At 66.1% G+C, this 15,681-nt stretch carries 12 protein-coding genes; 7 read left to right on the top strand and 5 right to left on the bottom strand.

The window, feature by feature from the left end; all coding sequences use genetic code 11:
- Nucleotides 1-1,005: a M56 family metallopeptidase gene (locus AC3A4Z_RS00525; RefSeq protein WP_498709344.1), complete on the top strand. Its 1,005-nt coding sequence runs from the start codon at nt 1-3 to the stop codon at nt 1,003-1,005.
- A gap of 89 nt (nt 1,006-1,094) precedes the next feature.
- Here the strand turns inward: AC3A4Z_RS00525 and AC3A4Z_RS00520 are convergent, their stop codons facing one another.
- Complete coding sequence (locus AC3A4Z_RS00520) at nt 1,095-3,203, bottom strand: DNA gyrase/topoisomerase IV subunit B (protein WP_498709343.1); 2,109 nt, start codon at nt 3,201-3,203, stop codon at nt 1,095-1,097.
- A gap of 256 nt (nt 3,204-3,459) precedes the next feature.
- On the opposite strand from AC3A4Z_RS00520, the gene AC3A4Z_RS00515 reads away from it, so the two are divergent.
- The gene (locus tag AC3A4Z_RS00515; RefSeq protein WP_013600696.1) at nt 3,460-3,681 is read left to right on the top strand and encodes a DUF7455 domain-containing protein; all 222 of its coding nucleotides are present in this window, start codon (nt 3,460-3,462) and stop codon (nt 3,679-3,681) included.
- A 178-nt stretch (nt 3,682-3,859) separates the two neighbouring features.
- On the opposite strand, the gene AC3A4Z_RS00510 is transcribed toward AC3A4Z_RS00515, so the two are convergent.
- The 4 genes from AC3A4Z_RS00510 to AC3A4Z_RS00495 all read right to left on the bottom strand — a co-directional run bounded on the left by AC3A4Z_RS00510 (nt 3,860) and on the right by AC3A4Z_RS00495 (nt 9,222).
- The gene (locus AC3A4Z_RS00510) at nt 3,860-5,167 is read right to left on the bottom strand and encodes an RNA polymerase sigma factor (protein ID WP_493971566.1); all 1,308 of its coding nucleotides are present in this window, start codon (nt 5,165-5,167) and stop codon (nt 3,860-3,862) included.
- 273 nt (nt 5,168-5,440) lie between these two features.
- Nucleotides 5,441-6,727, bottom strand: a complete 1,287-nt coding sequence (locus AC3A4Z_RS00505; protein WP_498709338.1) for a DUF4192 domain-containing protein — start codon at nt 6,725-6,727, stop codon at nt 5,441-5,443.
- Between the two features lie 131 nt (nt 6,728-6,858).
- Nucleotides 6,859-8,205 carry an MFS transporter gene (locus AC3A4Z_RS00500; protein ID WP_498709337.1) on the bottom strand — a complete coding sequence of 449 codons (1,347 nt, stop codon included), beginning with the start codon at nt 8,203-8,205 and terminating at the stop codon, nt 6,859-6,861.
- A gap of 78 nt (nt 8,206-8,283) precedes the next feature.
- The gene (locus AC3A4Z_RS00495; protein ID WP_498709335.1) at nt 8,284-9,222 is read right to left on the bottom strand and encodes a proteasome assembly chaperone family protein; all 939 of its coding nucleotides are present in this window, start codon (nt 9,220-9,222) and stop codon (nt 8,284-8,286) included.
- Between the two features lie 260 nt (nt 9,223-9,482).
- Here AC3A4Z_RS00495 and AC3A4Z_RS00490 point away from each other — a divergent pair, with 260 nt between their 5' ends.
- The 5 genes from AC3A4Z_RS00490 to AC3A4Z_RS00470 all read left to right on the top strand — a co-directional run bounded on the left by AC3A4Z_RS00490 (nt 9,483) and on the right by AC3A4Z_RS00470 (nt 15,612).
- Nucleotides 9,483-11,009: a leucyl aminopeptidase gene (locus AC3A4Z_RS00490; protein ID WP_498709333.1), complete on the top strand. Its 1,527-nt coding sequence runs from the start codon at nt 9,483-9,485 to the stop codon at nt 11,007-11,009.
- Nucleotides 11,010-11,270: 261 nt separating this feature from the next.
- Nucleotides 11,271-12,653 (top strand): dihydrolipoyl dehydrogenase, encoded by a 1,383-nt coding sequence (gene lpdA, locus AC3A4Z_RS00485; RefSeq protein WP_493971571.1) that lies wholly within the window; start codon nt 11,271-11,273, stop codon nt 12,651-12,653.
- Between the two features lie 117 nt (nt 12,654-12,770).
- Entirely contained in the window at nt 12,771-14,525 is a 1,755-nt protein-coding gene (sucB, locus tag AC3A4Z_RS00480; protein WP_498709328.1) for a 2-oxoglutarate dehydrogenase, E2 component, dihydrolipoamide succinyltransferase, read from the top strand.
- 115 nt (nt 14,526-14,640) lie between these two features.
- The gene (locus AC3A4Z_RS00475) at nt 14,641-14,991 is read left to right on the top strand and encodes a hypothetical protein (RefSeq protein WP_050055494.1); all 351 of its coding nucleotides are present in this window, start codon (nt 14,641-14,643) and stop codon (nt 14,989-14,991) included.
- 192 nt (nt 14,992-15,183) lie between these two features.
- Nucleotides 15,184-15,612 (top strand): OsmC family protein, encoded by a 429-nt coding sequence (locus AC3A4Z_RS00470; protein ID WP_142058077.1) that lies wholly within the window; start codon nt 15,184-15,186, stop codon nt 15,610-15,612.
- Nucleotides 15,613-15,681: the final 69 nt, after the last annotated feature.

Genomic DNA, 15,681 nt, shown 5'->3' with positions numbered 1-15,681 from the left:
ATGTTCTGGGCCTCGTACCTGCTGGCGGTCCTTGCGATAGTCCTGGCGTGGCCGGTCCCTATCCTCCTCTCGCGTGCGCAGTGGCCCGCGCGGTCCCCCTTCACGGCCATGGTGCTCTGGCAGGCCATCGCCCTTGCCGGTGGCCTTTCGATGATCGGCGCCATGCTGGTGTACGGCCTGGAGCCCATTGGCGACAACCTCATTGCCGGCCTGCGGGCGCTTGCCGGCATGGTGTTCTTCAACGCCCCCACCACGGACCTGGGCTTCTGGCACATTTTCGCGTTGTCCGCCGCCGCGCTGCTGACGGCGCACCTGGTGTTCACCCTGCTGCTGACCTATTACAAGATCGAGCGGCAGCGGCGTCGGCACCGGGAGCTTCTGGCGCTGCTGGCCTCCCCGTCCGCCGAGGGCGCCGGGACGCTGGTCATCAGCCATGATTCGCCGGTGGCTTATTGCCTTCCCGGCGGGGCGCGCTCCGTAACCGTGTTGTCCGACGGCCTGATGGCGGCCCTTGAGCCGGCCGAACTCCGCGCCGTACTGATCCACGAAAATGCGCACCTGAGCCAGCGCCACCACCTGCTGCTGTGGGCGTTCGCCGCGTGGCGGCAGGCGCTCCCCTGGCTTCCCACCACCCGCCTCGCCCAGGAGTCCGTCAACTCCCTGATCGAGATGCTGGCCGACGACGTAGCGCTCAAAACCGAAAGCAAAGCCACGCTCATCAAGGCCATCGCCATTGTTGCCAGCGGATCCGCCAGGACGCCGGGTGACGCGGAGCTCCAGCCCGGCCCTTCCGGGCTGTCCGCTTCGGGGTTGTCACTGGCCGGGCTCGACTCGGCGGCGGCCGCCGGCGCGGACTCCGCACGCACCACGGCCTCCCGGGTCAGCCGCCTGCTCTCCCCGCAGCCGCAACTGCCGGCCCCGGTCCGCAGCCTGGTCCTGGCCGGCTGCGTACTCCTGCTGGCGCTGCCCACAGCCCTGCTGGTGGTGCCGGGCCTGTTCGGCTGAGTCCCGCCGTCGTACGCCCTGCCCCACCTGCCGGTGGTTGAGCTTCTCCAAACGCGGGTTCCGACAAGCTCAACCACCGCTGGAAAGGGTCAGGCGTCGATGCGTTCCCGGTCCAGGCTGGAGGCGCCGGCGATGATGAAGTCCTTGCGCGGCGAGACGTCCGAGCCCATCAGGAGGTCAAAGATCTCCTCCGCCTGCTTAGCGTTCTCGATCCCCACCTTCCGCAGCGTGCGGTGGCGCGGGTCCATGGTGGTCTCGGCCAGCTGCTCGGCGTCCATCTCGCCCAGGCCCTTGTAGCGCTGGATGGGTTCCTTGTACCGCTTGCCCTCCTGGGCCAGCCGGGCCAGCAGCACGTGCAGCTCCGCCTCGGAGTAGGTGTAGATCATCTCGTTGGCCTTCTGGCCGGCGTTGATGACCTCCACCCGGTGCAGCGGCGGCACAGCGGCGAAAACACGGCCCTCATCGATCATGGGGCGCATGTAGCGGAAGAAGAGCGTCAGGAGCAGCGTGCGGATGTGCGCGCCGTCAACGTCCGCGTCGGTCATCAGGATGACTTTGCCGTAGCGGGCGGCGCTGATGTCGAAGCTGCGGCCGGAGCCTGCGCCCACCACCTGGATGAGGGCTGCGCATTCGGCGTTGGAGAGCATGTCCCCCACCGATGCCTTCTGGACGTTGAGGATCTTGCCGCGGATGGGCAGCAGGGCCTGGAAGTCCGAGGACCGGGCCAGCTTGGCGGTTCCCAGGGCCGAGTCGCCTTCCACGATGAACAGCTCGGAACGTTCGACGTCGTCAGTGCGGCAGTCAGCCAGCTTGGTAGGCATCGAGGAAGTTTCCAGGGCGTTCTTGCGCCGCTGGGTCTCCTTGTGCACACGCGCCGAGATGCGGGACTTCATCTCGCTGACGATTTTTTCCAGGAGCAGGGCGGACTGCGACTTGTCGTTTTTGTTGCCGGAGGTGAGCTTGGCGGTGATTTCGCGCTCCACCACCTTGGACACGATGGCGCGGACGGCGGAAGTACCCAGGATTTCCTTGGTCTGGCCTTCGAACTGCGGCTCGGCCAGGCGCACTGTCAGGACGGCGGTGAGGCCGGCGAAGATGTCGTCCTTTTCGATTTTGTCGTTGCCGGCCTTGAGTTTGCGGGCGTTGTTTTCCACGGCTTTGCGGAAGGTCTTGACCAGCGCCTGCTCGAAGCCGGACTGGTGCGTTCCCCCCTTGGGTGTGGAGATGATGTTCACGAAGCTCCGGACGGTGCTGTCGTAGCCGATCCCCCAGCGCAGGGCCACATCCACCTCACAGTCGCGCTCCACCTCGGCGAGCTGGCTGTGGCCGCGTTCGTCCAGGACGGGAACGGTTTCCTTGAACTTGCCCGATCCGTGCAGGCGCCAGACGTCGGTGACGGCGGGATCGGCGGCAAGGAATTCGACGAATTCGGAGATGCCGCCGTCGTGGTGGAAGATCTCCTCGTGCGGGCCGGCTTCGCCGGGCGTTCCCGCGACCTTCCTCTCATCGCGCACCGTCAGCTTGAGGCCGGGTACCAGGAAGGACGTCTGCCGGGCGCGGGCGGCGAGTTCGTCATAGGAGAACTTTGCGTCCGGGGTGAAGATCTGCCGGTCCGCCCAGTACCGGATCCTGGTGCCCGTGACACCGCGCTTGGCCTTGCCCACCACGTCCAGGACGGAGTCGTCCACAAAGGGGGTGAAGGTCGCGGCCGGGTCGACTTTGGAACCGGTGTCCTGGAAACGGCCGGGCTCCCCGCGGCGGAAGGACATCTTGTAGGTTTTGCCGCCGCGGTCCACCTCAACGTCGAGGCGGGAAGACAGGGCGTTGACCACGGAGGCGCCGACGCCGTGCAGGCCGCCTGAGGCCGTGTAGGAGCCGCCGCCGAACTTACCGCCGGCGTGGAGCTTGGTGAAGACCACTTCGACGCCGGTCAGCCCGGTTTTTGGTTCCTTGTCGATGGGGATGCCGCGGCCGTCGTCGTGGATCTCCACGGAGTTGTCGGCGTGGAGGATGATTTTGATGTCGTGGCCGAACCCGGCCAATGCCTCGTCAACGGAGTTGTCGATGATTTCCCAGAGGCAGTGCATGAGGCCGCGGGAGTCGGTGGAACCGATGTACATGCCGGGGCGCTTGCGGACGGCTTCGAGGCCCTCCAGGACAGACAGGTGCCGGGCGGTGTAATCAGAACTTGGTGCCACCGGTGGTGAACTCCTTCAGGGGATGGAACAGCGGGCTGGGGGTCGCTCTTTCTAGGGTAGTCGGCCGGACCTTGGACCGCCGACTGCCACACCTGGCGGGGCCTGTGCCCCCCGCCACTTGGCGCTTTTCCAGAGGGACTGTGCAGATCTTGACGGACTCTTGCGGATACGCGGACAGCGAACTTGCCCCATCCTTGCGATGGTTTTGTTACGAATACTGGTTATATAGACGTACTGATCTACTAAGGAGGCCGACATGACAACAGCAGTGGCAGATCGCACACTCAACGCACTCGACCGGTGCGACCGTTGCGGAGCCCAGGCATATGTGCGGGTTGTACTCGAGTCCTCCGGCGGTGAGCTGCTGTTCTGCGGCCACCACGCACGTGCAGTCGAGGCGACGCTCAAGCCGTTGAGCTCGGACTGGCACGATGAGACGGGGAAGCTTCACGAGAAAGCTGCCGTGGAAATCGACTAGCGCAACCGAAGCTGCTGGGACCCTGCCGGAAGGCGGGGTCCCTCTTCGTTTAAGCGGCGCCCGCCTGCTGGACAGAAGCGGCGCGACGGCGCAGGTACTGAACGAAAGCGGCCCGCCGGCTGCTGGGCCCCGTGAGGGGCACGGCAGCCGGCGGGCCGCTTTTCCTGGCTTGCTGGTCCTAGTCCAGGTAGTCCCGCAGGACCTGCGACCGCGAGGGGTGGCGCAGCTTGGACATGGTCTTGGATTCGATCTGGCGGATCCGCTCACGCGTGACTCCGTAGACCTTGCCGATTTCGTCTAAAGTCTTCGGCTGTCCGTCGGTCAGGCCGAACCGCATGGCAACAACGCCGGCCTCACGCTCGGACAAAGTGTCCAGGACGGAGTGGAGCTGTTCCTGCAGGAGGGTGAAGCTCACGGCATCAGCCGGGACCACGGCCTCGGAATCCTCGATGAGGTCGCCGAACTCGGAATCGCCGTCCTCGCCCAGGGGCGTGTGCAGCGAAATGGGCTCGCGGCCGTACTTCTGGACTTCGACCACCTTTTCGGGCGTCATGTCCAGTTCGAGGGCCAGCTCTTCGGGCGTGGGTTCGCGGCCGAGGTCCTGCAGCATCTGGCGCTGGACACGGGCCAGCTTGTTGATGACTTCCACCATGTGCACCGGAATACGGATGGTGCGCGCCTGGTCTGCCATGGCGCGGGTGATCGCCTGGCGGATCCACCAGGTGGCGTACGTGGAGAACTTGAAGCCCTTGGTGTAGTCGAACTTCTCCACAGCGCGGATGAGGCCCAGGTTGCCTTCCTGGATCAGGTCCAGGAACAGCATGCCGCGGCCGGTGTATCGCTTGGCCAGCGAAACCACCAGGCGCAGGTTGGCCTCGAGGAGGTGGTTCTTGGCGCGCTTGCCGTCGTGGATGATGAACTCAAGTTCACGCTTGTACTTCGGGTCCATGGAGCCGTCGTCCGCGTTGATCTTCTCTTCGGCAAACAGCCCGGCTTCGATCCGGAGCGCAAGGTCCACTTCCTGCTCGGCGTTGAGCAGTGCGACCTTACCGATCTGCTTCAGGTAGTCCTTGACGGGGTCGGCGGTGGCGCCGGCTGACATGACCTGCTGGACAGGTGCGTCGTCGTCATCGGCATCGGAGTAGACGAAGCCCTTGCCTGATCCGGCAGCACCCTTCACGGGATCAGCTTCGGCGTCCTCTTCAACAACGTCAGGGCCTTCGAGGATGATGTCGTCGAGGTCTTCCTCGACTTCTTCTACCTCATCATCGGCGTCAGACTTGCCGGCAGCCTCGGCGGCGGCCTTCGCGCCGGGCTTGGGGCCGCGCTTTTTGGGCTCACGCTTGCCGTCCGCACCAGCTTCACCGGCAGAAGCCTTGTTGGCTGCCCGAGTGGCGGCCCGCTTGGCGGTGGTCGCAGCCTGCTTCTGCTCAGCGGACAGTTCGTCCTGGGCGGCGGGGTCCTTCTTCGTGGAAGACGGGGTCACAGAAAACCTTTCTAGCGGTGGTCTGTGGAATCACCATACGGGCAACACCACTATGACCCTGTCAAGTCCGTGGTGAAAACCAAGCGCCACCACGGCCGGCAGAGTCTATAAATACAACTGCCGGAGCGGCTGTAATGTTCCCCGAAAGGAGCAATTACAGGCATTTGATACACGGACCCAACCGGGTCTCGGCAACCATTGTCTCACGTTTCCCCGAATAGGACCTCCCCGTGGTCCTGCTGCCCTTGCCTCCAGGGCCAGGATCCTTGCCCGTCAGGCGGCATCCGGACCGAATTTCTGCCAGGCGGCGTCCTTCCGCGCCGCCCACCCGCACAGCGAACCCCTGCGGACCAGTTCGAGCAACAGCCCGGCCAGCCGGTATCCGGGCTCAATCTCAAGGGCTTCGCCGAAGTGGGCGGCGGCGTAGGAGCCGCGCCCCCGGCACCACGCGATCCATCCCCGCAATGTCAGCGCGGCCGCCGCGGACGCCCCGCCCGGGATGGCGAGCTGCTCCAGCACGAGGTCGAGGGAGTCCATGGTCCGCCACTGCGGGACCGGCGGGGCTTGCCCCATCAGGACATCCCTATAGCACGCGGTGCCCGCGAGGTCCCCGGGCACCGGAATGCCGGGACCATGGGCGTCATGCATATATTCGGACCGCATGGCGAAGGATGGCGGTCCCGGAGCATGCGGCCCGCAGGTGGTTGTTGCCCCGCCTGCTTCTTCCGCCGCAGGCTCCAGCGGCCCCGGTTCCTCCCCCTCACTGAAGATCCCGAACTCTTCGGCGCCCGCCAGCGCCGCCGGCCTGCCGGCCGCCGCCATCACCAGGACCGCATCGCGCCAGGCAGGGACAAGCAGCGTGGTCCGCAGGAACGCATCGCGCTGCACCGATGGCGGCCGCCCGTCATCAGGCCGGCGCAGCGTCGCTTCCCACTGCCGCAGGACCGCCTCGAACTGGGACCGGCTCTTCCGGCGGGGGTCCAGCTGGGCCCACCACACCGCCTCCGCTTCCAAAATCCCAGCCACGTAGGGTCCTGGTACCGGACCGGCAGCGGGCCGCTCTTCGGGCGGCGGCCCTACGCTGCTTCCGCGGAACACCATCTCGGTGCTGAGGAGGCTGTCGCGGATCTGCTCCAGCGGGCGTCCGGGCAACGGGCAGCAGGACGGGTCCGAACACCGCACGTCCCGCCAGTAGCGGTCCCCTACGTACCAGGCATCCTTAACCGGCATGCCGGCCTGGGCCAAAGCTGCCTCAAGGCCGAAGATCAGGCCGTCATAGCACCCTGGGCCGGACAACCAGCCGTTGTTGGTGAACAGGGCAAGCAGCGTACCGTTGGCCTGCCCGTCGGCCGCCAGGTATCCGCAGACCGTTGCGGCGAATGCTGCCGGATCAGCCAGGACGTCAGGTCCCGGGAGGTCGAGGCGAAGTGTTGCCCCCAGCCTCCTGCCCTGCAACGTCATGGCCACAATGCTGTTGGCGGGCCAGTATCCCAGCGAATGCGGGATGAAGCCCAGGATGTCTTCCGGGCCGCGGACTGTGAGTCGCTCTGGAGATGTCATGGCTCCAGCATTCGCCTGCGGTTGGACCGCGTCAGCAGGGAACCTGGCCTAAGTGCAAAAGCCGGGGCTGTGCAGGATAAGTCGGCCGCCACTGCCGGGCGGCCAACTGCCCGAAAGAGGCCTGTGCAGGACTAGTCGTCCGAAGACGCCGCCCTGCTGCGCCGCGCCAGGTTTTCCCTGCGCTGGCGGGCCAGGGCGCTGCGAAGCGGCGGCACCACAACACCTTGGGCCGCCATCTGCCGGCGCACCTTCCGCCGGCACACCAGCATGGCCACGGCCCCGAACCCGAGCAGCAGGAACTGGACACTCAGGGCGATCCGGAACGGTTCCAGCCCGTAGAGCGCGCCGTTCGAGAACCCGCTGGCGTAGAGCAGGTCCAGCACCAGGCCGATGAGGAAGATTGCGACCAGCGCGGCAATGAACCCGCCCACGTTCACAATCCCCGTTGCCGTGCCGATGCGGTGCGCCGGGTTGAAGGTCCGTGCAAAGTCGAAACCGATCATGGAGCCTGGACCGCCGATGGCGAGCACCACCACCAGGCCGGCCAGGAGCCACAGCGGGGAACGCCCGGGCGTCAGCAGCACAGCGGCCCAGGCCCCGGCAGTGGCGGCGGCAATCAGGAGGACCATGGTGGAGCGCCGCAGCGGATGGCGGGAGACAAAGCGGCCAATGAAGGGGCCTACGGCCATGGCGGCCGCCACGTACAAGGCCATCAGGGCGGCAACGGTTCCGGCGTCCAGGCCCTGGCCGGAAATCAGGAACGGGTAGCCCCAGGTCATGGCGAAGACGGTTCCGCTGAACTGGATGGTGAAGTGGCTCCAGAGGCCCAGCCGTGTTCCGGGCTGGCGCCAGGCGCGGGCCAGCGAGGCGCCGGTGGCTTTCAGGCCCTGCTGCGCCTGCGGTCGCGGGGTGCCGGGCGGCACGTCCTGCAGGAGCAGCACCACCAGGACCACGGCGAGTCCGGACATCCCGGCCAGCATCAGGAACGCCGGGGTCCAGCCGGCCGCGTGCAGTACGAACGCGAACGGGAGGACGCTGAACAGCTGCCCCAGCTGCCCGGACATGCCGGTCAGCTGCGTCACCAGCGGCACCCGCGCCGGGGCAAACCACAGCGGGATCAGCCGGATCACCGAAATGAAGGTCATGGCGTCCCCGGCGCCCACCAGGACGCGGCCCGCCACGCCGCCCGGGATGCTGTCGGCGAACGCCAGCTGGAGCTGGCCCAGGCCCATCAGCACGGCACCGCCCGCGATCATGGCCCGGGATCCAAAGCGGTCAACCAACAGCCCCACCGGGATCTGGAGTCCGGCGTACACGAGCAGCTGGAGGACTGTGAAGAATGAGATTGCAGAGGCGCTGGCGTGGAAGCGTTCCGTGGCCTCGAGCCCCACCACCCCGAAGGAAGTGCGCTGGGAGACGGCCACCAGGTACCCGAAGATTCCAATGGTCCAGATCAGCCAGGCTCGGGGTGCAGTCACGTCTTCATTATGCCCGGACAGCCGGACGGGCCCGGGGAGCAGCGTGCTCCGCTGCCGGCCCGGGCTAACATCGGCCGTCTATTGGCGCGGATTTTCGCGGGCGAGATAGGCCTCTACAGCGGCACCGAGGACATCGGCGTTGGGCAGCTCGTCATTTTCGTCCGCCAGGAGCGAGCGGCGGACCGTGCCTTCGGCCTTCTCGTCGTACCGCGACTCGAGCCGGGACACCACCTGCTGGACTTCGTCTGAGGCGTCGATCTGCTCGGCGATCTGCCGGCTGACCTCTCGGCCGGCTTCACGGAGCCTGTCCGAGGGCAGCATCAGCGAGGTGGCGGCGCCCAGGTACTCCAGGCCTGCAACGGCGGCGGTGGGGTATTCCGCCTCGGCCAGGTAGTGCGGCACGTGGATGACGTAACCGGCCACGTTGCGGCCTGCCTCCACGAGGCGCAGTTCGAGGATGTGTCCCACTGCCGCGGGCACTTCCACGGTGGGCTTCCACACAGAGATTCCCTCGATCAGGTCCGGCCGGTTGCCGTGGACCGTGACGCCTACCGGGCGGGTGTGCGGAACGGGCATGGGGATCGAGTGGATCCAGGTGACCAGGTTGACGTCGAGTTTTTCCACGATGCCAACCACTGCCCGGGCGAAGCGTTCCCATTGCAGGTCCGGTTCAAAGCCCGCGAGCAGCAGGAAGGGATTGCCCAGGCCGTCCACCAGCCGGTAGAGGGCGAGGCGGGGCTCCTGGTAGTCCTGCAGATGGTCTTCGACGAACGTCAGGTGCGGCCTGCGGGAGCGGTAATCGATCAGCTGGTCGGCATCGAAGACTGCAACGGGCTGGACGTCGAGCGTGTCCAGCAGTTCAGCATTGATCTGCTTCACCACTTGCCCGGCATCGGCGAAACCGGTGAAACCCATCACCAGGTTCAGCCCCTTGAGCTCCGGGCTGTGGAACAGCTCGATGTTGCTTGCATAGAGCGCGTCGGGGTCCAGCAGGGAGCCGGAGATCCGTTCAAGCACGGCATGTTCCTTTCATAGGTGCGGGTGGACATCCTCTACAACGCCGCAGGACAGCCGGGCATTCCTGCGGCTGGTGTGGCGCACATCTCAGGAAATTCACCGGCTCAGGCGGGGACGGGCTACGATCGGAACTGGCCTGCCAGACGGGCTTGCAGACACCCGGGCTGCGTCCCAAACGACGGCAATCCGGGCATCCATGGCAGAGCGGCCGAACATGCATCCCTGCCCGAACATCTCTCGAGAATTGAGGACTGATCCCTGTGGTCAAGAATACTGAAATCAACCTTAGTACCCTCGCCAGGGACCTGAAGAAGAGCCCCAGTGACGCAGTGGTCATCGGTGTGGGGAAGGGCACCGACGGCCCGGTCCTCCTGGACAACCCGCTGACGGCCAAGAGCGCAGAGGCGCTGGCGGAATCCCTCAAGGCCCTGGGCGTGACGGGGGCCGCGGACCAGATCGTCCGCCTGCCCGGCCTTCCGGAAACGGGCGCCGGAATCCTTGTCCTCGCCGGCACGGGCAGCGTGTCGGCCGGGAAGCCGCTCACGGGAGAAACGCTGCGCCGGGCGGCAGGTTCCGCTGTCCGCCAGCTTGCCGGCCTCCCCACCGTTGTCCTGGCGCTTCCGACGGCGTCCGTCGCCGACGTCGCGGCAGTCGCCGAAGGTGCTGCGCTGGGCGCCTATTCCTTCACGGAGTTCCGGTCCTCAAAGGACGGGTTGAAGGATCCCGTCAAGAACGCCGTCATCTTCACGGACCTGGCCGGCGGGGACGGCGTGGACGCCGCGCTGAAGCGTGCCGGGCTGATCGGCAAGGCAGTCAACGCCACCCGCTCGCTGGTCAACCAGCCGCCCAGCCACCTCTACCCCGAAACATTCGCCGAGGCTGCCAAGGAGCTCGCCAAGGGCCTGCCCGTCAAAGTCACCGTCTGGGACGAGAAGCGGCTGGAAAAGGAAGGCTTCGGCGGCATCATGGGTGTCGGCAAGGGCTCTGCCCGCCAGCCCCGCCTGGTCAAGGTGGAATACTCCCCTGCCAAGGCAACTTCGAAGATCGCCCTCGTTGGCAAGGGCATCACGTTCGACACCGGCGGCATCTCCATCAAGCCGGCCCTCGGCATGGGTGACATGAAGAGCGACATGGCCGGTGCCGCCGTCGTCCTTAACACTGTCCTGGCCCTCGCGGGACTTGGCCTGCCCGTCAAGGCGACCGCCTGGCTCTGCATAGCCGAGAACATGCCCTCAGGCGCGGCATCCCGTCCGGCGGACGTCCTGACGATGTTCGGCGGCAAGACGGTGGAGGTCCTGAACACCGACGCCGAGGGCCGCCTGGTCATGGCCGACGGCATCGTGGCCGCCAGCCGCGAATACCCGGACGCCATCATCGACGTCGCCACCCTCACCGGCGCACAGCTGATCGCCCTGGGCAACCGCACCGCCGGAGTGATGGGTTCGGACAGCGTCACGGGCCCGCTCAAGGCCGCCGCGGACCGGGCGGGCGAGCTGGTCTGGCCGATGCCGCTGCCCGAGGAACTGCGACCCAGCCTCGATTCACAGGTGGCGGACCTGGCCAACATCGGCGAACGCCACGGCGGCATGATGACGGCGGCCGTTTTCCTGCGCGAATTCGTGGGTAAGGGCAAGGACGGGGAACAGATCCCCTGGGCCCACATCGACATCGCCGGGCCTTCCTTTAACAACGGAAGCCCCTACGGCTACACCCACAAGCAGGGGACGGGCTGCACGGTCCGCACCCTGGTGGCCTACGTAGAGGACATCCTGGCAGCAGCGGCCTGACCCCAAGGGCCACCGCTGCCCGGCAGTCACGCGCCCTGCGGCAGGGAATGTTCCCTTCGCCGCAGGGCCGCGTGACACTCGACACAAGCGCTCCACAAACGCGGCCCCAAGGTGGAGCATGGATAAGTGGTTCGCTAAGGTGAACCACGGTAGTCACAAATGCAAGAGAACAGGCACGCTGACATAATCACGGCAGTGCAAGTTCCAAGACCAGATGATGCGCGGAAGAACGCGTCATCGTTCACGCGAGGGAGCGTTTAAGTGGCCGATCAGGCAACTGCGCAAGAATTCGACATCCTGGTACTCGGTGGAGGCAGCGGTGGATACGCCGCCGCCCTGCGGGCCGTACAGCTTGGCCTGACCGTCGGCCTCGTGGAGAAGGCAAAGCTGGGCGGCACCTGCCTCCACAACGGCTGCATCCCCACCAAGGCGCTGCTGCACTCTGCAGAGCTCGCCGACCACGCCCGTGACTCCGCCAAGTACGGCGTGAACGTCACCCTCGACAGCATCGACATCACCGCTGTCAACGCGTACAAGGACGGCATTATCGCCGGCAAGTACAAGGGCCTCCAGGGCCTCATCAAGTCCAAGGGCATCACCGTCATCGAGGGTGAGGGCAAGCTCCAGGGCACCGACACCGTCGTGGTGAACGGCACCGCCTACAAGGGCAAGAACATCGTCCTGGCTACCGGCTCGTACTCCCGTACCCTTCCGGGACTGGAAATCGGCGGCAAGGTCATCACCTCGGACCAGGCCCTGACCATGGACTACATCCCCAAGAGCGCCATCATCCTGGGCGGCGGCGTGATCGGCGTCGAGTTCGCTTCGGTGTGGAAGTCCTTCGGCGTGGACGTCACCATCGTGGAGGGCCTGCCCTCCCTGGTCCCCAACGAGGACGCCACCATCGTCAAGAACTTCGAGCGCGCCTTCAAGAAGCGCGGCATCAAGTTCTCCACCGGTGTGTTCTTCCAGGGCGTCGAGCAGAACAACGACGGCGTCAAGGTCACCCTGGTGGACGGCAAGACCTTCGAGGCGGACCTGCTCCTCGTCGCCGTCGGCCGCGGCCCCGTCACCGCCAACCTGGGCTATGAAGAAGCAGGCATCACCATCGACCGCGGCTTCGTCATCACCAACGAGCGCCTGCACACCGGCGTCGGCAACATCTACGCCGTGGGCGACATCGTCCCCGGCGTCCAGCTGGCGCACCGCGGCTACCAGCAGGGCATCTTCGTGGCCGAGGAGATCGCCGGCCTCAAGCCGGTGATCGTCGAGGACATCAACATCCCCAAGGTCACCTACTCCGAACCCGAAATCGCCACCGTGGGCTACACCGAAAAGGCAGCCAAGGAGAAGTTCGGCGAGGACCAGGTCCAGACCCAGGAATACAACCTCGCCGGCAACGGCAAGAGCTCCATCCTGGGCACCTCCGGACTGGTCAAGCTGGTCCGCCAGAAGGACGGCCCCGTGGTGGGCGTCCACATGATCGGCGCCCGCATGGGCGAGCAGGTGGGCGAAGCCCAGCTGATCGTGAACTGGGAAGCATACCCCGAGGATGTGGCGCAGCTGGTGCACGCCCACCCCACCCAGAACGAGTCCCTGGGCGAAGCCCACCTGGCACTCGCGGGCAAGCCCCTTCACGGCTAGTCTCCCCCCAAGCACCAAAGGGCCTGGTGCACCCGGCACACGATGCCGGGTGCACTAGGCTGGCCAACAAGGCAGCAATCATCCGCACAAAAGATCAATAAGGAGAACGGGGACGACATGTCTGAATCCGTTAACTTGCCCGCCCTCGGTGAGAGCGTCACCGAAGGAACCGTCACCCGCTGGCTCAAGCAGGTAGGTGACCGGGTAGAGGTGGACGAGCCGCTGCTCGAAGTCTCCACCGACAAAGTAGACACTGAAATCCCCTCTCCTGTAGCTGGCGTGATTGAGGAAATCCTGGTTGCGGAGGACGAGACCGCCGAGGTTGGCGCTCCCCTGGTCCGCATCGGCGACGGCTCCGGCGGCGGCGACGCTGCTGCACCGGCCGAGGAAGCTCCCGCACAGGAAGCACCGGCTGCCGCACCTGCCGAAGAAGCCCCGGCGCAGGAAGCACCCGCACAGCCTGCCCCTGCCCAGGAAGCACCTGCAGCCCCGGCAGCCGGCGGCGGCGAAGGACACGAGGTTACCCTCCCGGCCCTGGGTGAAAGCGTCACCGAAGGCACCGTCACCCGCTGGCTGAAGGCCGTGGGCGATTCCGTTGAGGTTGACGAGCCCCTGCTGGAAGTTTCCACCGACAAGGTGGACACCGAAATCCCGTCCCCCGTTGCCGGCACCCTGCAGGAAATCCGCGTCAACGAAGACGAAACCGCCGAGGTCGGTTCCGTCCTGGCCGTCATCGGCTCCGGTGCAGCTGCTGCCCCCGCGGAAGCGCCCGCCGCCCCCGCACCGGCACAGGAAGCACCGGCTCAGGAAGCCCCCAAGGCTGAAGCGCCGAAGGCCGAAGCACCCGCACCCGCCCCGCAGGCTGCGCCCGCGCCTGCGGCAGCACCTGCTCCGGCAGCCGCACCCGCGGCAGCCGAGGCGGCACCCTCCAACGGCGGATCCGAGTCCGGCTACGTCACTCCCCTGGTCCGCAAGCTGGCCAACCAGCACGGCGTGGACATCGCCTCGCTCTCCGGCACCGGCGTGGGCGGACGCATCCGCAAGCAGGACGTCATCGCCGCCGCCGAGGCCAAGGCCGCACCGGCTGCAGCCCCGGCAGCTGCACCGGCCGCATCTGCCCCGGCAGCGTCCAACGCCGCTGTTTCCTCGCTGCGCGGCACCACGCAGAAGGCACCGCGAATCCGCCAGGTCATCGCCCGCCGCATGCGCGAATCCCTGGAGATCTCCACCCAGCTGACGCAGGTCCACGAGGTGGACATGACCAAGGTGGCCAAGCTCCGTGCCCGTGCCAAGAACTCGTTCCAGGCACAGAACGGCGTCAAGCTGACCTTCCTGCCGTTCATCGCCAAGGCTGTTGCCGAGGCCCTCAAGCAGCACCCCAAGCTCAACGCTGCTTACGACGAGGACAAGCAGGAAATCACCTACCACAACGCCGAGCACCTGGCCATCGCCGTGGACACGGACAAGGGCCTGCTGGTTCCCGTCATTTCCGACGCCGGCAACCTGAACCTTGCCGGCCTGGCCGGCAAGATCGCCGATGTCGCCAGCCGCACCCGCGACGGCAAGATCGGCCCGGACGAGCTGTCCGGCGGTACTTTCAGCATCACCAACATCGGTTCGGTCGGGGCCCTGTTCGACACCCCGATCATCAACCAGCCGCAGGTGGGCATCCTGGGCACCGGCGCCATCGTCAAGCGCGCCGTGGTTGTTGCCGACGAGAACGGTGACGACTCGATCGCCATCCGTTCCATGATGTACCTGTCACTGACGTACGACCACCGCCTGGTGGACGGCGCGGACGCCGGCCGGTTCCTCCAGACCCTGAAGGCCCGCCTCGAAGAAGGCGCCTTCGAAGCGGACCTGGGGCTGTAACAGGCAAAAACCGCACGACGGCGGTGCAGGCAGCGGTGGGAAACCAGCGCAACGCCTGCACCGCCGTCGGCGTTTAACTACTACAAGCTGTAGAACCTCTGGCTACACTGGTCCCATGAACATCGTCTATAACATTGTGGTTTTCCTGCACATCGTCGGCGCCGCCATGATCGTGGGCATCTGGATCGGCCAGATGAAAAACCCCACCGTCCACCCCCGCCAGTTCGACGGCGCCATGCTCCAGCTCCTCACCGGTGTTGCCCTGATGGGCCTGATCCCGGCCCTGGACATCGACGCCAACTACGCCAAGCTGGGCATCAAGTTCGTCATCGCCCTCGCCGTCGGCGTGCTGGCCTTCATCGGCCGCCGGAAGTACAAGAACAACGAGCCCGTCAGCAAGGGCCTGGCACACGCAGTGGGCGGCCTGGCGCTGCTCAACGTGGCGATCGCCACCATCTGGCAGTAATTTCCCACTGCTAAGGCAATAACGACGGCGACATCCCCTTTCTGCGGGGGCGTCGCCGTCGTTATTTAAGCCGTGGTCACAATCCTCTGACAGCGGACAACCCGTGCACCCGGGGTGCCGAATCCCTAGGATGGGTAGCGGCGGGGTCCTGGCAGCAGCCTGCCCCGGTTCGAATCGATTTGAGGAGTGGTTATGGCAGCAACACGCACCGCGCACACCGTATGGAACGGCGACCTGATGACGGGTTCCGGGAACACCACGCTGGACAGCTCCGGCCTTGGTACCTACGAGGTCACGTGGAAGGCCCGCACCGAGGCTGCCGGCGGCAAGACCAGCCCGGAAGAACTCATTGCGGCAGCCCACTCGGCCTGTTTCTCCATGGCCTTCAGCCACGCACTTGCCCAGGCCGGACATTCCCCGGAGGAAGTCAACACCAAGGCTGACGTCACCTTCGTGCCGGGCACTGGCATCACCGGAAGCCACCTGACCATGTCCGCACGGATCCCCGGCATCTCCGAGGACGAGTTCCAGAAGATCGCTGCAGAGGCAAAGGTTGGCTGCCCCGTCTCCGGCGCCCTCGCCAGCATCGACATCACCCTGGACGCCACGCTGCAGTCCTAGGACTCTGCCCAGGCACAACAAAGGCCCTGTCCGGCCGGAAGGTTTTCCGGCCGGACAGGGCCTTTTCGT

This window comes from Arthrobacter sp. Soil_C_49, assembly GCF_057656635.1.
This window is presented reverse-complemented; position numbering and strand designations above follow the sequence as displayed.